Here is a 20,815-nt window from a genome sequence, read left to right on the forward strand (position 1 = left end):
ATAAGGTGTCAGTCCCGTACCCGTTTGAGGATGTCTGCATAGGCGTCGATGCGCCTGTCTCTCAGGTACGGCCATAGGCGGCGAACGGACTCGCTGCGACTCTGGTCGATATCTACTGTCAGGATAGTTTCCTGATGATCGTCTGCCCGGTCGAGTATCTCGCCCTGGGGGCCGCAGATAAAACTGTTACCCCAGAAGCGGATGCCGGCGGACTGGCCGGAAGGGTCGGGCTCTGTGCCAACCCGATTGGGTGCGATCACCGGCAGGCCGTTGGCGACGGCGTGGCCCCGCTGCACGGTGACCCAGGCGTCCAGTTGCCGGGCCTGCTCTTCGGGATCGTCGGTGGTGTCCCAGCCGATGGCGGTGGGATAGATCAGCAGTTCTGCGCCAGCCAGCGCCATCAGGCGGGCGGCTTCCGGATACCACTGGTCCCAGCAGACCAGAATGCCCAGCCGGCCGACAGAGGTGTCAATGGGTGTGAAACCGTTGCGACCATCGTTAAAGGCGGCATCGCCGGGCGTGAAGTAGAATTTTTCATAGAACCCGGGGTCGTCGGGAATGTGCATCTTGCGGTAGATGCCGGCAAGGGAGCCGTCGGTTTCCAGCACCACGGCGGTATTGTGGTAAACGCCATTCATGCGGCGCTCGAACACCGACCCTACCAGCACAACCCCCAGTTCCCCTGCCAGCGCGCCAAGCCTGTCGGTGGTCGGGCCGGGGACGGGCTCCGCCAGGTCGAATGTTGATGTATCTTCCGTCTGGCAGAAGTAATGGGTGGCGTGCAGTTCCTGCAAAACCACCAGTTGCGCGCCCTCATTCGCTGCCTGCCTGACCAGCCGCTCGGGCGTGTCGAGGCTGGCGGTCTTGTCGGCGCTGCAAGTCTGCTGGATGGCCGCGACCCTGAGGTATCGGTTGCCGGTCATAGTTCCACCACACCCCGGGGTAACTGCATGGTGACGCAGTGCAGGCTGCCGTGTTGCTCTACCAGCGGACGGCACTGGATGGGGATGATCTCCCGCTCCGGGAACAATTCCCGGAAGGTAGTCAGTGCGGCCTCGTCCTGGGCAACGTCGTAAACGGGAACCAGCACAGCGCCGTTGATGATCAGGAAATTGGCGTAGGTTGCCGGCAGGCGTTCACCATGTTCGTCCAGTATTGCATCAGGCCAGGGCAGCGGAGTGAGCTGGTAAGGGGAGCCGTCGGCCTGGCGGAACTGGCGCAGTTCCTCTTCCATGGCGGCAAGGGCCGGGTAATGCTCGTCGGACGGGTCGTCACAGCGGACGTGGCAGATCCGGTCGGGGCCGCAGAAGCGGGCCAGGGTGTCAATGTGGCTGTCGGTATCGTCACCGGCCAGGTAACCATGGTTGAGCCAGAGCACCCGGTTGGCGCCGATGGTCTCACCCAGCAGGGCCTCTATGGCCGCCCGGTCGTAATCGGGATTGCGGGAGGGGCTCATCAGGCATTCGCTGGTGACCATGACCGTGCCCTCGCCATCGGATTCGATGGAGCCTCCCTCCAGCACGAAATCCACCGTATCCAGGGGGATATCGCCAAAGCAGCCTGCCGTGGCCAGGTGATGGTTAAGGGCATTGTCCTTTTCCCAGGGAAACTTCCCGCCCCAGGCGTTGAAGCGGAAATCCAGCAGGCGGGTGCCATCACTGGTCTGTACCGTGATGGGACCGTGGTCCCTTGCCCAGGTGTCGTTGGAGGGCGCGGGTACACAGTGGGCTCTGCCCGGCAGGCCGTTTTCGCGGGCCCATGCGTTCAGTTCCCTGTCGAGCTGTTCCGCCCGGAACACATGCTCGCAACTGATCAGCAGGTTCTCGAATCGCAGAACCGCCCGGGCAATGGCCAGGAAAACCGGTTCCACTTCCTTGAGTCGGCTGAACCAGTCGGTCCCGGGGTGGGGCCAGGTCAGCATTACGGCACTCTGGGGTGCCCATTCGGCAGGCATCACGCGTGTCGAGGTCAAAATTGCAACCATCCTGTCAGGGGTTCACGGTCAGGAACCGGTCAAAGGGGGTCCTGCGTCGGGTTTCCGCATTCTACCGGTTTGATGGCGTTACGTCAGGCGCGCAGGCGCCCGCTCACGTCAATCAGCGGGCGTGTCGGGCTACGGTATGAATAACGTGGTTGTACTCGAAGTAGACCACGAAGTCGTCATAGTGCCACTGGGAGATGGGAGGGTCGCCCACGGGGCCGGAGGTGCTGACCGGATCGCCAAAACGCTGACGCACCGTTTCCCTGGACTGGCCGGTTTTCGGCAGTGCCATGGAACCACGCTCACCCTGGGACATCACGGGTACTTTTACCTGTTCTGCCTGGGCCTGGGGGGCGAACCCGGTTCCCAGTGCCGTTATGGCAAGACTCGCAGCGGCGGCTACGGACATCAGCTTGTTCATTGTCAGCTCTCCTGAAACTTCTTTAATGATGGCTCGGTTCATTATTGCGATGGTTCGCCGCTCTGTCTCTGTCGGATCTGCCATCCCATGACGTGTTTCGCAATCTGCTGCCGGTCAGCGTCCTGTATGTCAATAAATGAGGTATGTACAAGTGTCAGGCTGGCGTCCTGAGGGCTCTCAAGGGGCGTCACCTCAATCACTTCCGCCTTCGCCTGGGGCCGGTAGAGCTCCGGTGGCAGTGTCAGGCGCAGGGCCAGAATATCACCCGGGGACAGCTCACCGGCAACGACCTGAAAACTTACACCGCCTTCACTCAGGGTGACGTCCCGCCACTGTTCCGGTTGCAACGGATTTTGCTCAAAGGCCATAATGCGCGCCAATGTATCAACCTTGCCGTTCAGGGACTTGAGCAGAGCGGCCGTCAGCCGGTCCCGCTCCGCCAGCACAGGAAGCTGGTTGCGGAATTCCTGGTCCAGGCGCTTCAGTTCCGCTTTGAGGCTGTCCAGGTGATCCTCGGCGAAAGGATTGCCAGCCCCGGTTTCGCCGTGGCCAAGCCGACGGTACTCCAGGCCGATCCGGTCCTCGATGCGGAAAAAATCCCGGCGGTCGGGTCTGTATTGATCTGGCGACATTTTGGCTCCAGGGCAGCGGCGGGTGGCGACAGAATACCCGTTTTTTGAACAGTTTAGCAGCTTCCCGATGGCAAGAAAGCGGGGGCACCCGATTCGACTTCCGGCAGTGACAGGCGACCTGTATGTTTCGACCTCTCTCGTTTTACATCGGTTTGCGATACACCGCGGCCAAGCGACGAAACCACTTTATTTCCTTTATATCCCTGACGTCCATGATAGGCCTGATGCTCGGCGTTGCCGTGCTGATCATCGTACTGTCCGTGATGAATGGCTTTGACCGGGAACTGAAGGAGAAAGTGCTGGGCATGGTGCCCCACGCCGTGGTCAAGGGCGATCCCTATCTGGCCGACTGGCAGGAAGTGGACCAGAAAGTCACTGAGCACCCGCGGGTGCTCGCAGCGGCCCCCTTTATCGAGGGGCAAGGCATGGTCACCGGAGGCGGCAACGTCCGTGGCGTGCTGATCAAGGGGGTGGTGCCGGAGCAGGAAGATACCGTTTCCATCATCTCCAGCCAGATGATCGAGGGGCAGCTTGACGACCTGAAGGCCGGCGAGTTCGGCATTATCGTGGGGCGCCCACTGGCGGCCAGCCTGCGCCTGGAGGTGGGCGACCGCCTGACCATTGTGCTGCCGGAGGCTTCAGTAAGCCCGGCAGGGGTGATGCCCCGGCTCAAGCGATTTACCGTGGCGGGGATCTTCAGCACCGGGGCGGAGCTGGATGGCAACTACACCCTGGTGCATATGGAGGATGCCAGCAAGCTGATGCGTACCGGTGGCCTGGCGGAAGGGGTGCGCCTGCTGGTGGATGACCTGTTTGCCGCACCGGCGGTGTCAGAGCAGGCCGCCCTGAGCCTTGGTGGCCGCTATTACATATCCGACTGGACCCGTACCCACGGCAGCCTGTTCAGTGCCATCCAGATGGAAAAGACCATCATCGGGTTGCTGCTGATGTTCATCGTGGCGGTGGCGGCTTTCAATATCGTGTCCACCCTGGTCATGGTGGTGACTGACAAGACCGGCGATATCGCCATCCTGCGAACCATGGGGGCAACGCCGGGCCGTATCATGCGCATATTCATGGTCCAGGGAGCTGTGATCGGGGTCTTTGGCACGCTGGTGGGAACCACCCTGGGGATTCTCGGGGCCTGGTACATCAGCGACCTGATCAGCGCCCTGGAGAATCTGCTGAATCACCAGTTCCTGAATGCCGATGTCTATTTTATCAGCTATCTGCCCTCCGACCTGCAGTGGCCTGACGTGGCCATCATCAGCAGCGCCGGGCTGGTCATGAGCCTGCTGGCAACCATTTACCCCGCCTGGCGGGCATCCCGTGTCGACCCGGCGGAGGCTCTCAGGTATGAGTGAGGACGTATCCATGCAATCGAGTCAGCGGCCCGTTATTGAATGCCGGAATATCACCCGTACCTACCGGGAAGGCCCTGCTACGCTGACCATCTTCTCGGACATCTCACTGACGGTGGGTGCCGGGGAGACGGTCGCCATCGTGGGCAGCAGCGGCGCCGGCAAGACCACACTGCTCAACCTGCTGGGAGGTCTTGATAAGCCGTCATCAGGGCATATCGCTATCTGCGGTGAGGAGATTCATCGTATGGGGGAGGCCCGAAGGGCCCGATTCCGCAACCGCCACCTGGGCTTTGTCTACCAGTTTCACCACCTGCTGCCGGAATTTTCCGCCCGGGAAAACGTCATGCTGGCCTGTACCCTGGGTGGCATGGCTATCAGGGAAGCCCAGGACCGGGCCGACGCCATGCTGGCCCAGGTGGGCCTGGCGGAGCGGCTGGATCACAAGCCCGGCGAATTGTCCGGTGGTGAACGTCAGCGGGTGGCTATTGCCCGCGCCCTGGTGAACGAACCCGAGTGCGTACTGATGGATGAGCCCACCGGTAACCTGGATGAGCAGACAGGGGGCAGCGTACAGAAATTGATCGAGAGCCTGCGGGACCGGCTGGGCATAGCGTTTGTGGTGGTTACGCACGATATGGTTATTGCCCGTGGCCTTGGCCGTGTGCTGCGGCTGGAGCAGGGCAAGCTGCACCCGGTTGACGGCAGCTGACCGGAGCGTCTCAGGTGTTACTACGGATGCGGCGCCTGCGCCAGTCTGTTCGTACCCTGCGACGCCAGAGGAACTGGATAACCAGGTAGCTGACGCAGGCAAGGACGGTGGCCACGGCTATTGAGCCGATGTACAGGGGAATGCCGATTTCCACGATGCGTTCGCTGAGCCATCCCCAGGAAAGCTGGAACTCGAAGGTGATCACCGGGCGGTCCAGCAGCATGGCGCCGACCTTGTAATTGAAATAGAAAATGGGCGGCATGGTCAGCGGGTTGCTGATCCACACCAGTGCCACTGACAGCGGCAGATTGGCGTTGAACCAGATTGCACCGAAGGCCGCTGCCAGCATCTGCGCTGGCATGGGAATGAATGCCAGGAAAACCCCTATCAGGAACGCCCGCGCGATGCAGTGCCGGTTGATGTGCCACAGGTTGGGTTCATGAAGGATATCCCCGAGGAAGTGCAGAGACTCGATTGAGCGCACTTTCTCCGGTGACGGGATGTAGCGTTTCATGAACTTCTTCGGCATAACGAAGAAAAGCCTGGTTGCCTGGAAGGCCCGGCAAGGACAAACCGGGTTCCGTAAGCCTGGTTGATGGGCATTTACCTTTCATGGACAAGGACGGTCGACTCAATGGGGGCCAGGATCACCGCCTTCGCCTGCGGCGTCATCATACTGTACTCAGGGCTTTTTACGCCACCTCGGGCACTGTTTGTGTCGGTTTTCTGCATGACGCTGCTGGTGGCCCTTCTTGCATTGCGCCAGCAGTGCCGGTGGGGTCGTTACCTGTCGGTGGCCCTCTGTCTGGTATTGGGTCTGGCGTGGGCCGCGCTGGCCAGTCAGAGCCGGCTGGACGACCGCCTGTCACCGGAGCTCGAAGGCATCGAACTGACCGTTTCCGGGTACGTGTGCGATGCGCCTTCCCCGGGTGCCTGGGGCAGCGTCCGCTTCAGCCTTTGTGTGGATGACAGTCGTCCGGCGGGTGTGCCGGGGCGGCTGCGCCTGTCGTGGTATAGGGATGAGGCCACCCTGGACCTGCCCAGCCCGATGACCGCCACGGTCGTCCTCAAGCGTCCCCACGGTGCCGTCAACCCTGGTGGATTCCGCTACGAGACCTGGCTGTTCCGTCAGGGATATGGTGCCACGGGGTCCGTTCGTGAGGTCGTTGCTGCGCCTGCCAGTCATTGCCTGCTTTCATGCCGTTACCACCAATGGCGTAAGGAACGGGTGCTTGCCGGACGTGAGGCGCTGGGCGGCATGGAGCAAACCGGGCTGGCATTATCGCTGCTGCTCGGTTACCGCGGCGATCTGAATAGCCGTCACTGGCAGGTGCTGGAAGCTTCGGGAACCATTCATCTGGTAGCCATATCGGGCCTGCACCTGGGTCTGGTGGCAACCCTGGCTGCTGTGGTGCTGCGCTGGCTGGCCCTGCGCATCCCGCGTCGGGAATCGTCACCCCGGTGCCTGCGGGTGTGGCTCTGGCTGGGGGTGGCGGTGGTGGCCCTCGGTTATGCACTGCTTGCCGGGTTTACCGTGCCGACACGACGGGCCCTGGTCATGGTGGTGGTTGCCGGCTGGCTGTTGCTGGTGGGGCGACTGTCCACGCCCTGGCATGGCTGGTTGCTGGCTCTTGGCGCTGTGTTGCTGCTGGACCCGCTCTCGCCACTGGATCAGGGCTTCTGGCTGTCATTCTGCGCCGTGGCGGTACTGATTCTGGTGTTCAGTCGACGGCAGGGCCAGCCTGGTGCCCTGCGCGCACTGGTGCTGGCCCAGGCAGCGGTGTTTGCCGGTCTCTGGCCGGTGTTGTCCGTGCTTGATCAGGGCGCTGCATGGGCAGGGCTGGTGGCCAATGTCGTGGCCATCCCGATGCTGTCGCTGCTGGTAATGCCCGTGTTGATGGTGGGAGGTCTGGTGCTGCTGGTATCCGCAGGGCATGCCGGCGACTGGGTCGGGGCGCTGTTTGACGGTGTGCTGGGTGTCCTTTGGTGGGTACTGGAAAGCCTGGCAGGTCTCGGGCTCCCTGCGGGCAGGATTCCGCTGTTTCTGGCATTGTCAGTGGCCGTTGCGGTGCTGGCCGCCCTGTGGGTGCCGGATCGTCGGTTCCGGTGGGGCGCGGTGCTGGTTGTCGCGCTGATGCTGGCAGGCGTGGGTATGCCGAAAGGCAACCGTTGGCAGCAAGCACCCCAGGTCTGGGTGTGGGATGTGGGGCAGGGGCTCTCGGTGCTGCTTCGCCATCAGGATGAGACGCTGCTTTACGATACCGGGCCGGAGTCTGCCTCGGGCTACAACGCGGTATCGGACGTGTTGATACCGTCCTTTGACCGTATCGGCGTCCGCTCCGTGGGCACCCTGGTGCTCAGCCATGGTGACCAGGATCACGCTGGCGGCCTGTCGGCGCTGTTTGGTCGCTATGCCCCCGAGCGGATTATTTCCGGTGAGCCGGGCAGGATCCTGGAGCACATTGAAGGGCGCAGGGTGGCTTCCTGCCATCGGCATGGGCCGGTCACAGTGGGGGGCGTGGAGGTGTTTTTCTGGCAGGCAGTGCCAGAGCCGTCGGGAGACGCCAATGATCGCTCCTGCGTGATGCTGATCCGGTTTGGCAGCCAGCAGATGTTGTTGCCAGGGGATATTTCCGAACACACTGAGCAGACGATGCTCGCGGAATGGCCGCTGGCAACGTCTGAAGGATATGACCTCACTCTTATCGCCCCGCATCACGGCAGCAAAACCTCCTCTGGGCGGTCATTTGTGGCGCGGCTGGCCCCGGAGACCGTGATTTTTACCGCAGGCTATCGGCACCGTTACGGGCATCCACACCCGGATGTCGTGGGCCGATACCGGGCCGTTGGCAGTGACCTGCTGAATACGGCCAATGCCGGCGCACTGAGGCTGGACCTGTCGCCGGATCAGGTGAGTGTTGTGCGCTGGCGGGACCATGCCCCCTTCTGGATCCGGGCGCCGGAGCCGGTCAGTAGTGAGTAACTCTTCCCATACGTCGCTTTCGGGTGTGGTCTGATTTCGTGGCTATGCTAAAGTAGCGCCGCTTATAACAGATCAGGGGAGACTGTGCGTGTTTGAGCTTTTGAAAGCGGGTGGCATTCTGATGGTGCCGATTGTGTTGTGCTCCATTCTGGCACTTGCCATTATCCTGGAGCGGTTGTGGACCCTCAGGCCATCGCGGGTGGCACCACCGGATGTGATGTCGGAGCTGTGGCGCTGGATCAAGGCCAAGGAGCTCAACGGCCGCAAGCTCAAGGCCTTGCAGGCCTCGTCTCCCACCGGCCGGGTTCTTGCCAGCGGTCTGATGAACGCCAAGCATGGCCGTGAGGTCATGAAGGAAAGCATCGAGCAGGAAGCGGCTCAGGTCATCCACGATCTGGAGCGGTTCCTCAACCCTCTGGGTACCATTGCCACCATCTCTCCGTTGCTGGGTCTGCTCGGTACCGTTATCGGCATGATCAAGGTGTTCGCCAAGATGCAGGGAACGGAAGGAGCGGCCAACATAGCCACTCTCTCCGGTGGCATTTCCGAAGCGCTGGTGACCACCGCTGCCGGCCTGACGGTTGCCATTCCCGCCCTCATCGCCCACCGCTACCTGCTGCGCCGCATCGAGGCTTTGGTGGTGGGTATGGAGCAGGAAGCCATCCGCCTGGTAGAGGTGGTGCATGGCGACCGCGAAATTGACGTTGAGGGAGCCTGACGGCCGTGAAATTCCAACGCCAGCGTAGCCGAGAGGTGGGGGTGGATCTTACCCCCCTTATCGATGTGGTGTTCCTGCTGCTGATTTTCCTGATGGTGTCGACCACCCTGCCGGACGATAATCACCTCAATATCCAGCTGCCCGAGGCGGACGGCGAGCCGGTAACGGCGGATGTGGAGCTGATTGACCTGGTGGTAAACGCCCAGGGCCACTACATTGTCAACGGGCGTACCCTGATCAATAATCGCAGGGATACCCTTGCACAGGCGATCCGTGACGCCTCCGGTGGCGATGATGACCTGCCGTTTGTGATCACCGCGGACGCCCGTACCGCACACGAATATGTCATCAGGGCCATGGATGTTGCCGGCAAACTGGGTTTTACCAAGATCAAGTTCACCACCGATCCCACATCGGACGAACAGTAAATCCGGCAATCAACTGGCGGGGCAATGAAGCAAGCTGAAGCATCCAACTGGCAGACCTATGGCCGCCTGCTGAAGTACGTCAGGCCGTTCTGGCTGGCGTTCAGCCTGGCGGTGGTGGGCAACGTTATCTATGCGGCCGCTTCCACCGGCATGGCCGCCGCCATGGAATTCGTGATCCAGGCCATCGAGAACCCGACGCCCGAAAACCGCATGCTCATCACCATGATGATCGTGGGGGTCTTTGCGTTCCGGGGCGTGGGCACCTTCATGAGCCAGTATTTTATCGCCTATGTCGGTCGCCATGTGGTGAATGCCCTGCGCAAGCAGCTGTTTGACCGGCTGCTGTCGTTACCCTCCCGCTATTTCGATAATCATGCCTCGGGGCGGCTGGTGTCCAAGCTTACCTTCAATGTGGAGCAGGTGGCCGACGCTACCACCAACGCGGTGACCATCATCCTGCGGGAAGGTCTGACCATCGTTGGCCTGCTTGGCTTCATGATCTACACCAACTGGAAGCTGACCCTGATCTTTGTCGCCCTGGGGCCCCTGATCGGGCTGGTGGTGAGCTACGCCAGCAAGCGATTCCGCAAGATCAGCCGCCGGATCCAGAGTTCCATGGGGGATATCACCCACGTATCGTCGGAGTCCATTACCGGTTACCGGGTGGTTCGCACCTTTGGCGGCGAGAACTATGAGCGACAGCGCTTTGGTGATGTTGCCGACCGTACCATGCGACAGGGCCTTAAGATGGCCTCCACCCAGGCTATCGCCACACCGGTGGTGCAGGTGCTGGTGGCCTTTGCCCTTGCCGCGCTGGTCTGGGTGATGCTGGCACCGGAGATACGTGGCGGTATGAGCACCGGCGAACTGGTGGCCTTTATCACGGCGGCGGCCACCATGGCCAAGCCGATTCGCCAGGTCACGTCCGTACACAGCAAGATCCAGAAAGGCGTTGCGGCCGCCCATGACGTGTTCAGTACCATGGACGAGGAACCGGAACAGGATACCGGGCAATACGCCCCTGAGCGGGTCAGGGGTGCCATCCGGTTCGACAATGTCAGTTTCCGTTACCAGGATACACTGGATAATGTGCTGCACCAGATCAATCTGGACATTCCCGCCGGCCAGAGTGTGGCCCTGGTCGGGCGTTCCGGCAGTGGCAAGTCCACGCTGGTGAGCCTTTTGCCCCGTTTCTACGAGTATCATCAGGGCGAGATCCGGCTGGATGACCACCCGGTTACCGAGTTCAGCCTGGCCGCACTGCGGGCCCAGATTGCCCTGGTCACCCAGAACGTGGTGCTGTTCAATGACACCATCGCCGCCAACATTGCCTATGGTTCCCTGAAGGAGCGGTCCCGGGACGACATCATTGCGGCCGCCCGCAAGGCACACGCCATGGAATTTATCGAGCGCATGCCGGAAGGGCTCGATACCATGGTGGGCGACAACGGTGTCATGCTCTCCGGCGGCCAGCGCCAGCGTCTGGCCATAGCCCGGGCCCTGCTCAAGGACGCCCCGGTACTGATTCTGGATGAGGCCACCTCGGCCCTGGACACGGAGTCCGAACGTTACATCCAGGAAGCCCTGGAAACCGTCATGAAAGGGCGTACCACCCTGGTCATTGCCCACCGCCTGTCCACCATCGAAAAGGCGGACCGCATTCTGGTGATGGAGTCCGGCCGCATTGTGGAAGACGGCAACCATGAGCAATTGCTGGCAGCTGGCGGACCCTATGCGCAACTGCATCAGCTGCAGTTCAGCGAAGGGTAATGGCGGATTGGACGGAGACTCTGTGGTACGGGCAGCGGTGCCCACTGTGGCCACTGCTGCCTCTGGCCTGGCTTTACCAGCGCATTGCCCGGAACCGTCGCCGTCGCTTGCAGGCCCAGGCAGTGCCATTGCCCCTGCCAGTGATTGTGGTGGGCAATATCACCGCTGGCGGCACCGGCAAGTCCCCCCTCACAGCCTGGCTGGCTGGGTTTCTGGTGAAACAGGGTTGGCGGCCGGTGATCCTGTCACGGGGTTACGGCTCCGACCAGCCTGCCGGTGGGCCGATGTTGGTGACCGCTGACAGCGACCCGGCAACGGTAGGCGACGAGCCGGTGATGCTCGCCGGCCAGACCGGCTGCCCGGTGGTGGTCCATCCGAAACGTCTCGATTCCGCCCGCATGGTGATGGAGCAGGGCCTGGGGGATATCGTGCTTTGCGACGATGGTCTGCAGCATTACTACCTGGCCCGGGACCTGGAACTGGCGGTTTTTGATGGCGCCCGGGGCATTGGCAACGGCGCCAGCCTGCCGGTAGGACCCATGCGTGAGTTGCCCGCACGCCTGCAGGATGTGGATTTCGTGGTGGTTAACGGCGATGCCACCGGCCCCGTACCGGAACACCCGCGCCGCTATAAAATGACGCTGGAACCACACCGGGTCCGCAACCTGGCAACCGGCGACACACACCCGCCGCAATGGCTATCCGGCCGTGACTGTGTCGCTCTGGCGGGTATCGGCAACCCCCGGCGCTTCTTCGACCAGTTGCAGGCACTCGGGGCGACGGTAGAGGGTAGGGCGTTTGCCGATCATCATCGATATACTGAAAAGGACATTACTGTTGCCGATGAGCGGCCACTGTTGATGACAGCCAAGGACGCTGTCAAGATCCGGCCATTCGCCCACGCCCGGTGCTGGGTGCTGGAGGTAGAGCCAACCCTGCCCGCGGCATTCGGCCCGGCCCTGGCTCAGGCCCTCCGGCGCAAACTGGCTGCTCGCGGCCTTGAACCTTCTTCTTCAAGAGAGACCTGACATGGACAAGAAACTGATTGCCATGCTTGCCTGCCCGGTGTGCAAGGGCGACCTCAAGCTCGACAAGGAGCGCAACGAACTGGTGTGCTACGGCGATGGTATGGCTTTTCCCATCCGTGAAGGCATTCCAGTGATGCTGGCCACCGAGGCCCGCACCCTGTCCACGGACGAGCGACTCGACCGGACGCTGGGGTAGGGCATGTCGTTTACCGTTGTGATTCCGGCAAGGTACGCCTCATCGCGATTGCCGGGCAAACCGCTGGCCGATATCAACGGCTCGCCGATGATCCGCCATGTCTACGATCAGGCCTGCCGCAGCAGCGCCAGCCGGGTGCTGGTGGCCACCGACGACGAGCGTATCGTGCAGGCCTGCGAGGGCTTTGGGGCGGAAGCGGTCATGACCTCGCCGGATCATGCCAGCGGCACCGACCGCCTGCAGGAAGTGGTGACAAGCCTGGGGCTGGCGGATGATGCCCGGGTAGTGAACGTGCAGGGCGACGAACCGCTGATTCCGCCGGGCCTGATCGACCAGGTGGCGGGCGCGCTGGATGACTACCCCGATGCTGCCATTTCCACGCTGTGCGAACGGATTGTCGACCCCAAGGACCTGTTCAACCCCAACGTGGTCAAGGTGGTGCGCGACCACGATGGCTACGCCCACTATTTCAGCCGCGCCCCCATGCCCTGGTTGCGGGACCAGTGGCAGGCCCTCACGGTGCCTGAAAGCCTGCCGGCGGATTACCGTGCCTGGCGCCACATCGGCATCTATGGTTACCGGGTCAGTCTGCTGCACCGTTTTGTAAGCTGGCCGCCCGCGCCCACCGAAACCACGGAGAGCCTTGAACAGCTGAGGGCCCTGTACAATGGCGCGCGCATCCATGTCAGTGAGGCGTCCGAGCCACCGCCGGCCGGAGTAGATACCCGGGAAGACCTGGAGCGTATTCGCCAGCAGCTGGCGTGAAGGAACTGATTGAGGAGAACCCGATGAGCAAACGAGTTCGCGTACTGTTTGTATGCCTGGGCAACATCTGCCGCTCGCCCACCGCCGAAGGTGTGTTTCGCCGCCAGCTGGAGCGCCATGGGCTGTCGGATCAGGTCGAGGTGGATTCCTGTGGCACCGGCAACTGGCATGTCGGCAAGGGGCCCGATGAGCGGGCTCGCCAGTCGGCGGCTGACCGTGGCGTTGATATCGGACACCTGAGGGCCCGCCAGTTCCGGCCTGACGACCTGGATGAGTTTGACTACGTGCTGACCATGGACCGTCAGAACCTGGCGGATGTGCGGGACATATGGCAACAGCAGGGGGGCACCGAGCCCCGCCTGTTCCTGGAGTTCCTGTCCCGGGGCCATGACGAGGAGGTTCCCGACCCCTACTACGGTGGTGATGACGGCTTCGAACGGGTGCTGGATCTGATCACCGAAGCCAGCGAGGGCCTGCTGGCCGACATCCGGAAGCGCCTGGCGTGATGCGGCCCCGCAACCTGATCGAGAATGCGCCACTTAAGTCCCTGAGTACCATGGCCACTCCCGCCGTGGCCCGGTACCTGGTAGCCGCCACCAATGCCAGGGATGCCCGGGATGCCCTGGCTTGGGCCTCCCGAGAAGGGCTGCCGGTACAGGTGGTGGGCGGCGGCAGCAACCTGATTTTCTGTGATGACTTTCCCGGCCTGGTTTTGCACATGGCCCTGAAAGGGCGGCACTGGGCCTCGGTGGACGGTGACTCGGCCACGCTGGTACTGGCCGCTGGCGAGAACTGGCATCAGGCGGTGCTCTACGCGGCCGGGGCGGGCTATCGGGGGCTGGAAAACCTGGCGCTCATACCAGGCACGGCGGGTGCCGCCCCGGTCCAGAACATCGGCGCCTACGGCGTGGAGCTGTCCGACACCTTCGTCGGCCTGACAGCCTGGGACCGCCACGCCGCCGAGACCGTGGAGCTGTCTGCTGAGGCCTGCCGCTTCGGTTATCGCGACAGCCTTTTCAAACACGAAGCCGACCGCTACCTGATCCTGGAGCTCCGTCTCGCCCTGAGCCGCAGCCGACCCTATGTGCTGGGTTATGGTGAGCTGGCCCAGTGGTTTGATGGCTCAGAGCCATCTTCGCCCATGGCCGTGGCGGAAGCGGTGATGGCGGTACGTCGTCGCAAACTGCCGGACCCCTCGCAGTTGCCCAACACCGGCAGTTTCTTCAAGAATCCTGTGGTTTCCCTGGAGCAGTGGCAGGCATTGCAGGATCAGTGGCCGGAAATGGTGGCCTATCCCACGGAAGATGGCGTCAAGCTGGCGGCGGGCTGGCTGATCGACCAGTGTGGCTGGAAGGGTTACCGGAACCGCACCGTGGGTGTTCATCATCATCAGGCGCTGGTCCTGGTGAATCACTCCTCGGGAACCGGGGCCGATGTGCTGGCCCTGGCACGACGTATCCGTGATGATGTATGGGAACGTTATGGGGTAACCCTGGAAATGGAACCCGGAGTGGTGCCGTCAGGCTGTGGGTTGGCCCCGCCAGCCTGACGGACATCATGCGGTTGCTGACAGACTCACACACCGCTGCGGGGAGAAGCCTTCAGCAGGAATGGCAGAATGTCGTTGATCGCCACGTCCTGCTTGTCGGCATCACGGCGGCCCTTGTACTCCAGGGTGCCGGCGGTCAGCCCGCGGTCCGATACCACCACGCGGTGGGGCAGGCCGGTCAGTTCAAGGTCGGCGAACTTCACGCCGGGGCGTTCGTTGCGGTCGTCCAGCAGTACGTCGAAGCCCGCTTCAGTTAATTGTTCATACAGCTTTTCACCAGCTTCCTGCACGGCCGGTAACTTGTGGCCGTTAAGGGTCACAATGGCCACCTCAAACGGCGCAATGGCTTCTGGCCAGATGATGCCCCGGTCGTCGTGGTTCTGTTCGATAGCGGCGGCCACAATGCGCGACACACCGATGCCGTAGCAACCCATTTCCAGCACGGCACTCTTGCCGTTCTCGTCCAGCACCGTGGCGCCCATGGCCTGGCTGTACTTGTTGCCCAGCTTGAAGATGTGTCCCACCTCGATGCCGCGGCGAATCTCCAGCATGCCCTTGCCATCGGGGCTCGGGTCACCCTCTACCACGTTGCGCAGGTCTTCCACGCGGCCCAGGGGAACGTCCCGCTCCCAGTTCACGCCGGTCAGGTGATACCCCTCGCGGTTGGCACCACAGACGAAATCCGCAAGATGGGCAGCGGCACGATCGACAATCACCGGCACCGGCAGGTTGACTGGGCCAATGGAGCCCGGAGGGCAACCGGTGGCCTTGCGGATCTCCTCGTCTGTGGCCATGGTCAGCGGCTCGGCGATACCGGGCAGGTTCTCCGCCTTGATGTCGTTCAGGGTGTGGTCACCGCGCAGGATCAGTGCCACCAGGCCGCCTTCCTCGCCCTCTTCTGCTTCCGCCTTCACCAGCAGTGTCTTGACGGTTTTTGTCGCCGGTACCTTGAGGAACTCAGAGATGGCGTCGATGGTCGTCTGGCCCGGGGTTTCCACTTCCGTCATTGATTCGGCGGGGGCGGGGCGATCGCCGGCCGGCGCCAGGGCTTCGGCTTTCTCAATGTTGGCGGCGTAGTCGCTTTCCGTACTGAAGGCGATCTCGTCCTCGCCCGACGAGGCCAGCACATGGAACTCATGGGAGGCGCTGCCGCCAATGGCACCAGAGTCCGCTTCCACCGGGCGGTAATCCAGGCCCAGGCGGTCAAAGATGGCGCAGTAGGTGCGGTGCATCACCTTATAGGTTTCGTCCAGGGAGTCGCGGTTGATGTGGAAGGAGTACGCGTCCTTCATCAGGAACTCCCGCGCGCGCATGACGCCAAAGCGCGGCCGGCGCTCGTCCCGGAACTTGGTCTGGATCTGGTAGAAGTTTGCCGGCAGTTCCTTGTAGCTCTTGAGCTCATTCCGGATCAGGTCGGTAATCACTTCCTCGTGGGTAGGGCCAAAACAGAAGTCGCGATCGTGCCGGTCTTTCAAACGCAGCAGCTCGCCGCCATACTGCTGCCAGCGACCGGACTCCTGCCATAACTCCGCCGGCTGTATGGCGGGCATCAGGACCTCCTGGCCTCCACTGCGATCCATCTCTTCCCGCACGATGCGCTCGACCTTGCGCAGCACCCGCAAACCCAGAGGCAGCCAGGTGTAAAGACCCGACGCCAGCTTGCGGATCATGCCGGCACGCAGCATCAACTGATGGCTGACGATCTCGGCATCGGAGGGGGTTTCCTTGAGGGTGGCAATCAGATAACGGCTTGCTCGCATTATGGGTTCCGTAACGAAAGAAGATGTTGTTGGTCAAGGAGTTCTGCAGGGCTCCTTGGTGGACTTCCCGTATTGTACGTGCCCTGAGACAGAAATGAACCGGTCAGGTGGGTCAGGGTGACTGAATTATGCTTTGCGTCCGAAGGTTGTCAGGCTGGGTCGGGATCAGGGCCAGGTGTGACCTGTCTGTGCCAATACCTTGATGAAGAATCAGGATCCGTGGCGTGAAAAATGGCCTAATTAATGGGTTTGACACCACAGTCACTTGTTAGAAAGCATTTACTGGGACTCCGCTACTTGTTTTAAAGAGTTCAACCAAGTATCGAGCGACTCACTGAGTTTCTTATCCATCATCCCCTTCAACAACCTTACTAGCCAACCGTCCATGGATTCTTTGGTACGCACCAAAGTGTTTCCGTTCTCCATCTGCTTGAACTCCCAGATATGGATTGCCGAAGCCCCAAAACCTCTGCCATTCCAGCCGAGGAAGTCGTTCTTCGAAACCTTTCCGATTGTAGAGGTAAGCTTGAACCCTCCCGACTTCCAAACGAATGTTGCGCCTGATTCAAGTCTTGAAGCTAACTTGGCTTCAGAAATATCCGGCTGCCATTCGTGCCACGCGTCGATGTTCGCCTGGATATTCCACACCTTTTCAACCGGCGCAAGGATTTCGATTTCCTTTGAGGTTTTCAGAACTGCGTTTTCGTTGATCTCCATAACTGTCTCTGCTTTCTAAAGCCCGCCATCACCGGTGGCAAAACCAGAGCGAAGCGGAGGTTTTGGCATCCGGTGCATGGCCTGGTTATGCAGCATGTAGCGGCTTGATTCGATCCACTTCTCCCTTGATCGACTGAGCGGCCGTCCAAAGATCAACAGATCGCTGCGCATTCAGCCAGAATTCCGGCGAATTACCAAACAAACGAGCAAGCCGGAGCGCCATTTCAGGACTTACAGCACGACGCTCGCGCAGTAATTCATTAACTGACTGACGAGAGACGCCCAGAGATTCAGCCAACCCCGAAACGGTAAGGCCATAGTCCGGAAGGAAGTCTTCCCTCAGCATTTCGCCAGGATGAGTCGGTTTGCGCTGCATACCGGCAGTATTAAGAATAGCCATAGTCATCACCTCACTCAGTGGTAGTCACACACTTCGACTTCATACGCATCGCCGTCTTCAAAACGAAAACAGATACGCCACTGATCATTGATTGAAATTGCGTGCTGCCCCTGCCTGTTTCCGGACAGTGGGTGAAGGCGATTGCCGGGCGGCACTTTCAAATCCTCAAGCTGTACGGCCAGATCCACGTATTCAAGTTTTCTAGCGGCTCTCAGTGCAACATCCGCAGGAAATTTCTTTGACTTGCCCTTGGAGTAGAGTTCTTGGGTTCGTTTGTCAGCGAAGGATTTGATCATGAGGAGGAGTGTATTGTGTCACGTGACACTTGTCAACATGAGCTGGAAATGACTGCATAACGCTCCAAACAGCCGCCGCTATGAGTGCCGGCCGTTTTTTGGCCGGTGCTTATAGCGGTCGGCTGCTTTGGTTTGTTAAAGCTTTGCTGACAAAGCCGCTATAGCTTCATTTAGGTCAATGTAATTCGGTATGGTGCCGGCAAAGCCCACATATTCAGCCATTTTGGAGTATGAGTCTACTAAGTCCCGTACGATGTTTTCATAAGGAAAGCACACCGAACGCCCTCTGCATTCGATACTTACCTGCTCTAACGAGCGATCAAACGTTAGCGAAACCGGAGCATCGAAAAGCTCGACGCGCGCTCGACTTTCACCACCATCAACAGCAACTAAGCCCTCTGCCATAGCCAAAAAGAAACTATCTAGGAATACGATCGATTCTTCGATCTGGTTACCATCGCTGTCCTGTAGAACAACGGCACCAAGCAGCTCGTCCGGGTCTACCCCGTCTTCTTCGTCTAGTCGCCAAGATATACTCATGGTGGCCTACGCTTTAACGCCTGCATTTGCGGCTGGTTTGGAGCGCAGCGGAAAACCAGTCCGCCAACATGCTCTGGTTATGTGCTGCTTCAGGCTGCAACAAGCTTCTTCACGTTGAGCTCTTTGCGATGTTGTTCTGCATGCCAGAGTTCATATTGGGACTGCTGATTCAGCCAGCTTTCTGCCGACGTATCGAAAGCAATAGAGAGCCGGATCGCCATTTCGGGACTGATACCGGCCTTGCCATTCAACACGGCACTCAGCGTTTTGCGGCTAACGCCCAATGCCTCTGCCGCCGCCGTGACAGAGAGGCCAAGGGGCTCAAGACAAAGCTCTCGCAGTACTTCACCCGGATGCGGAGGGTTGTGCATTAACATTGGCGGTACCTCAGTGATAATCCTCGTAGTTTACAATCTCGGCATCTCCGTCTTCGAACCGGAAGGTCACTCGCCAGTTACCACTGACTGTCACTGACCAGATTCCGGCACGATTGCCAGAGAGCTCATGCAAGCGAAGACCGGGTAAGTCCATATCTTTGGCATTCGCAGCTACATTCAATCTACCGAGAATGAGGCGAAGCCTCTTCGCGTGAGCGGCCTGAATCCCTGCAGTGCTGCCGGACCTGAAAAATTTTGCCAAGCCCTTGTGTTTGAAGCTTCGAATCATGCCCTGAATGTAACCTGCAACGTATCAGGTGTCAATGCGCATAACGCCCGGCTCACGAGCCAGTTTGGAGCCGCGAAGCAGCGGAAAACCGGTCGCCGTGCAGCCGATTGTTAAAGCATTTTCGCAGCGTGGTAAGGAGCATGGCCTCTTTCTCCGGAGTACCAACCCCTGCATCAGTCGGGTATTGGGACCACTCATCGGTCTTCGAGTACCCCCGGCGCAGGTAAAATCCCACGAGTTCTGTGCGGGCAGCAATAACCACCAATACTCCAACCTGCGCATTAAATTTCTGAACCGCTAGTTCTTCCGCGTGCGCCAGCAACAGCTTACCGATACCCGACGCTTGGAGCGAAGGATCAACCGCAAGCATTCCAATTTGGGCTACCCGATCCGTTACCTCAACCTGCACGCAGCCGACCAAGCCTCGCTCATTGCTTCCTACCAAGACGGTGCCGGACTGGATAGCCGTGGTTACCTTCCCTTGGCCTATTCGATCTCCGCTGACCAAGGCTGATTCATGTGTCCAACCTTCAGACCCAGCTTCTGGACGATAAGCCCGATTTACCAGCTTCGTCACCGCTTCTGCATCGGTTAACTCAGCCTTCCTGATGTGAACTTGAGGCATGCTCGTCCTTTAGCTTTAACGCCCGGCTCACGCGCCGGTTTGGAGCCGCGAAGCGGCGGAAAATCGGTCGCTGTGCAGCCGATTGTTAACGCGAGACCTATGAGATACGCGGCGGCAAGACTTGGGTATACCCCTTCATATCCTCACGCAGAGGGAACGTCATTCTCTTGGTGTGTTGTCTTGTGGCATGTTCAATTGATAAGCCGAGAATTGTCATTCTAGACGTGCCGACCCCAAGATAGATTCCGGTTCCCTCGAGGGCGACACCCTTACCCCCAACCATATTTAAAGCTTTCAAAGTTGGTTCTTTTACCGCTAAAGAATCCACCTTTACACCAGTCTCTGCACCATCGCACTCGAATCGCTCAAAGCCAATTGAGTATTCTGCATCAGACTCTATCCTACCGACTTCCAGAGATCCTTTTCTCAACCTTAAAAAGGCGTTCCCCGATCGCATATCGAGGTGCTCAACAACTATTTTATTGGGTGGTTCAACTATCAATTTTAGGGCAACCTTCCTTGGCGCGGACCTAATAGTTATCTCTTTTCCCTCGACCTTCATATCCCAAGCATCCGGTTTCCCTGACCATATATTTTTATCTATACGAAAAAGTTCTTTTCCTTTTTCATCCGAGAATTCTCCGGAAATCGTTGGGAAAGATGCACCATCTTCTGGCGGCTCAATGGCAAGCACAGCTTCGCCATCAATTTCGATTAACGTTTTCGCACCGTGGAAGATACTGGAACCGAGGACAACGGTTAGACGACGAGTGTCCAAGACAAAATCATCAAAAGGTGGCCGTACTTCTGCGGCCTTCTGAACGGTCTCGTACTGTCGTCGGACACAATCTTTGGATATTTGACCTTTGTTTACCTTATCGTGGCAACGTCCACACAGAAGGCATATGTTATCGCTGTTATGCTCTGTAGCATCACTGAACTCGGGCGTGATGTGCTCATACTGATAGATCGCTGACCGACAAAAAACACAACCGAATTTTGAGCGAACCCGAACAGCCCTCTCGATCTCAGCAGGAATATATCGAGAGAGTCCATGCTTGTTTGTATCGCTCAATCGTTACTCCTTAGTGTTAACGAGGCTGTAGAAAAACCCGGTTTCGGGCCATTCCCACCGCCTGACTGCTAATTTTTTTGACCCGCCTGCGTAAACCGCTGAAGGTTGCCACCCATTCCACGTGAAGCCTGCCACTCGGACCGGAGCAAGGCTGCCACCCATCGGAGCGTAGCGACGCGGGGTTTCTCTTCT

Annotated in this window: 25 protein-coding genes; 11 read left to right on the plus strand and 14 right to left on the minus strand. The window is 59.9% G+C overall.

Going from position 1 to position 20,815, the window contains the following annotated elements; genetic code table 11:
• Positions 1-8 precede the first annotated feature (8 nt).
• The 4 genes from ACFOZ5_RS15420 to ACFOZ5_RS15435 all read right to left on the minus strand — a co-directional run bounded on the left by ACFOZ5_RS15420 (position 9) and on the right by ACFOZ5_RS15435 (position 3,034).
• Positions 9-923, minus strand: a complete 915-nt coding sequence (locus tag ACFOZ5_RS15420) for a carbon-nitrogen hydrolase (protein WP_379888892.1) — start codon at positions 921-923, stop codon at positions 9-11.
• On the minus strand, positions 920-1,921 hold the full coding sequence (locus ACFOZ5_RS15425) for an agmatine deiminase family protein (protein ID WP_379888940.1): 1,002 nt from the start codon (positions 1,919-1,921) through the stop codon (positions 920-922). The genes ACFOZ5_RS15420 and ACFOZ5_RS15425 overlap by 4 nt, the downstream gene beginning before the upstream one ends.
• A 175-nt stretch (positions 1,922-2,096) precedes the next feature.
• A complete protein-coding gene (locus ACFOZ5_RS15430) occupies positions 2,097-2,402 on the minus strand; it encodes a hypothetical protein (RefSeq protein WP_379888894.1) in 306 nt (101 codons plus the stop codon).
• A gap of 41 nt (positions 2,403-2,443) precedes the next feature.
• Positions 2,444-3,034, minus strand: a complete 591-nt coding sequence (locus tag ACFOZ5_RS15435) for a PilZ domain-containing protein (RefSeq protein ID WP_379888896.1) — start codon at positions 3,032-3,034, stop codon at positions 2,444-2,446.
• Between the two features lie 122 nt (positions 3,035-3,156).
• Between ACFOZ5_RS15435 and ACFOZ5_RS15440 the strand changes: the two genes are divergently transcribed.
• Both ACFOZ5_RS15440 and ACFOZ5_RS15445 read left to right on the plus strand, forming a co-directional pair.
• Positions 3,157-4,398: a lipoprotein-releasing ABC transporter permease subunit gene (locus ACFOZ5_RS15440; protein ID WP_379888898.1), complete on the plus strand. Its 1,242-nt coding sequence runs from the start codon at positions 3,157-3,159 to the stop codon at positions 4,396-4,398.
• Entirely contained in the window at positions 4,391-5,107 is a 717-nt protein-coding gene (locus ACFOZ5_RS15445) for an ABC transporter ATP-binding protein (protein WP_379888900.1), read from the plus strand. Before ACFOZ5_RS15440 ends, ACFOZ5_RS15445 begins: the two co-directional genes overlap by 8 nt.
• 10 nt (positions 5,108-5,117) lie before the next feature.
• On the opposite strand, the gene ACFOZ5_RS15450 is transcribed toward ACFOZ5_RS15445, so the two are convergent.
• The gene (locus ACFOZ5_RS15450) at positions 5,118-5,636 is read right to left on the minus strand and encodes a DUF2062 domain-containing protein (RefSeq protein WP_379888901.1); all 519 of its coding nucleotides are present in this window, start codon (positions 5,634-5,636) and stop codon (positions 5,118-5,120) included.
• Positions 5,637-5,741: 105 nt separating this feature from the next.
• Here ACFOZ5_RS15450 and ACFOZ5_RS15455 point away from each other — a divergent pair, with 105 nt between their 5' ends.
• From ACFOZ5_RS15455 to murB, 9 genes are all read left to right on the plus strand, one after another.
• Positions 5,742-8,090 carry a DNA internalization-related competence protein ComEC/Rec2 gene (locus tag ACFOZ5_RS15455; protein ID WP_379888903.1) on the plus strand — a complete coding sequence of 783 codons (2,349 nt, stop codon included), beginning with the start codon at positions 5,742-5,744 and terminating at the stop codon, positions 8,088-8,090.
• 88 nt (positions 8,091-8,178) lie between these two features.
• The gene (locus ACFOZ5_RS15460; RefSeq protein ID WP_379888905.1) at positions 8,179-8,808 is read left to right on the plus strand and encodes a MotA/TolQ/ExbB proton channel family protein; all 630 of its coding nucleotides are present in this window, start codon (positions 8,179-8,181) and stop codon (positions 8,806-8,808) included.
• 5 nt (positions 8,809-8,813) lie between these two features.
• Positions 8,814-9,236 carry an ExbD/TolR family protein gene (locus ACFOZ5_RS15465; protein ID WP_379888907.1) on the plus strand — a complete coding sequence of 141 codons (423 nt, stop codon included), beginning with the start codon at positions 8,814-8,816 and terminating at the stop codon, positions 9,234-9,236.
• Positions 9,237-9,260: 24 nt separating this feature from the next.
• Complete coding sequence (gene msbA / locus ACFOZ5_RS15470; protein WP_379888909.1) at positions 9,261-11,006, plus strand: lipid A export permease/ATP-binding protein MsbA; 1,746 nt, start codon at positions 9,261-9,263, stop codon at positions 11,004-11,006.
• Complete coding sequence (lpxK, locus tag ACFOZ5_RS15475) at positions 11,006-12,034, plus strand: tetraacyldisaccharide 4'-kinase (RefSeq protein ID WP_379888911.1); 1,029 nt, start codon at positions 11,006-11,008, stop codon at positions 12,032-12,034. The genes msbA and lpxK overlap by 1 nt, the downstream gene beginning before the upstream one ends.
• Before the next feature lies 1 nt (position 12,035).
• A complete protein-coding gene (locus tag ACFOZ5_RS15480; protein ID WP_379888913.1) occupies positions 12,036-12,230 on the plus strand; it encodes a Trm112 family protein in 195 nt (64 codons plus the stop codon).
• Positions 12,231-12,233: 3 nt separating this feature from the next.
• Positions 12,234-12,995, plus strand: a complete 762-nt coding sequence (gene kdsB / locus ACFOZ5_RS15485) for a 3-deoxy-manno-octulosonate cytidylyltransferase (protein ID WP_379888915.1) — start codon at positions 12,234-12,236, stop codon at positions 12,993-12,995.
• A 23-nt stretch (positions 12,996-13,018) separates the two neighbouring features.
• Positions 13,019-13,501, plus strand: a complete 483-nt coding sequence (locus tag ACFOZ5_RS15490) for a low molecular weight protein-tyrosine-phosphatase (RefSeq protein ID WP_379888917.1) — start codon at positions 13,019-13,021, stop codon at positions 13,499-13,501.
• Complete coding sequence (murB, locus tag ACFOZ5_RS15495) at positions 13,501-14,544, plus strand: UDP-N-acetylmuramate dehydrogenase (RefSeq protein ID WP_379888942.1); 1,044 nt, start codon at positions 13,501-13,503, stop codon at positions 14,542-14,544. The genes ACFOZ5_RS15490 and murB overlap by 1 nt, the downstream gene beginning before the upstream one ends.
• 26 nt (positions 14,545-14,570) lie before the next feature.
• Here the strand turns inward: murB and ACFOZ5_RS15500 are convergent, their stop codons facing one another.
• The 9 genes from ACFOZ5_RS15500 to ACFOZ5_RS15540 form a co-directional block, all read right to left on the minus strand.
• Complete coding sequence (locus ACFOZ5_RS15500) at positions 14,571-16,304, minus strand: proline--tRNA ligase (protein ID WP_379888919.1); 1,734 nt, start codon at positions 16,302-16,304, stop codon at positions 14,571-14,573.
• Positions 16,305-16,583: 279 nt separating this feature from the next.
• Positions 16,584-17,021, minus strand: a complete 438-nt coding sequence (locus ACFOZ5_RS15505; protein ID WP_379888921.1) for an SRPBCC family protein — start codon at positions 17,019-17,021, stop codon at positions 16,584-16,586.
• A gap of 85 nt (positions 17,022-17,106) precedes the next feature.
• Positions 17,107-17,421 (minus strand): HigA family addiction module antitoxin, encoded by a 315-nt coding sequence (locus ACFOZ5_RS15510; RefSeq protein ID WP_379888923.1) that lies wholly within the window; start codon positions 17,419-17,421, stop codon positions 17,107-17,109.
• Positions 17,422-17,435: 14 nt separating this feature from the next.
• Positions 17,436-17,717, minus strand: a complete 282-nt coding sequence (locus ACFOZ5_RS15515) for a type II toxin-antitoxin system RelE/ParE family toxin (protein WP_379888925.1) — start codon at positions 17,715-17,717, stop codon at positions 17,436-17,438.
• Positions 17,718-17,852: 135 nt separating this feature from the next.
• Positions 17,853-18,257 carry a hypothetical protein gene (locus tag ACFOZ5_RS15520; protein ID WP_379888927.1) on the minus strand — a complete coding sequence of 135 codons (405 nt, stop codon included), beginning with the start codon at positions 18,255-18,257 and terminating at the stop codon, positions 17,853-17,855.
• An 89-nt stretch (positions 18,258-18,346) separates the two neighbouring features.
• Positions 18,347-18,634 (minus strand): HigA family addiction module antitoxin, encoded by a 288-nt coding sequence (locus ACFOZ5_RS15525; RefSeq protein WP_036148342.1) that lies wholly within the window; start codon positions 18,632-18,634, stop codon positions 18,347-18,349.
• A gap of 10 nt (positions 18,635-18,644) precedes the next feature.
• Positions 18,645-18,923, minus strand: a complete 279-nt coding sequence (locus tag ACFOZ5_RS15530) for a type II toxin-antitoxin system RelE/ParE family toxin (protein WP_379888929.1) — start codon at positions 18,921-18,923, stop codon at positions 18,645-18,647.
• Between the two features lie 52 nt (positions 18,924-18,975).
• Positions 18,976-19,548: a GNAT family N-acetyltransferase gene (locus ACFOZ5_RS15535; protein ID WP_379888931.1), complete on the minus strand. Its 573-nt coding sequence runs from the start codon at positions 19,546-19,548 to the stop codon at positions 18,976-18,978.
• A 97-nt stretch (positions 19,549-19,645) separates the two neighbouring features.
• Positions 19,646-20,623, minus strand: coding sequence for an HNH endonuclease (locus ACFOZ5_RS15540; RefSeq protein ID WP_379888933.1), 978 nt, complete (start codon positions 20,621-20,623; stop codon positions 19,646-19,648).
• Positions 20,624-20,815 lie beyond the last annotated feature (192 nt).

Origin of the sequence: Marinobacter lacisalsi, from assembly GCF_042651045.1 — a bacterium.
In the GTDB taxonomy this organism is placed as follows: Bacteria; Pseudomonadota; Gammaproteobacteria; order Pseudomonadales; family Oleiphilaceae; genus Marinobacter; species Marinobacter lacisalsi.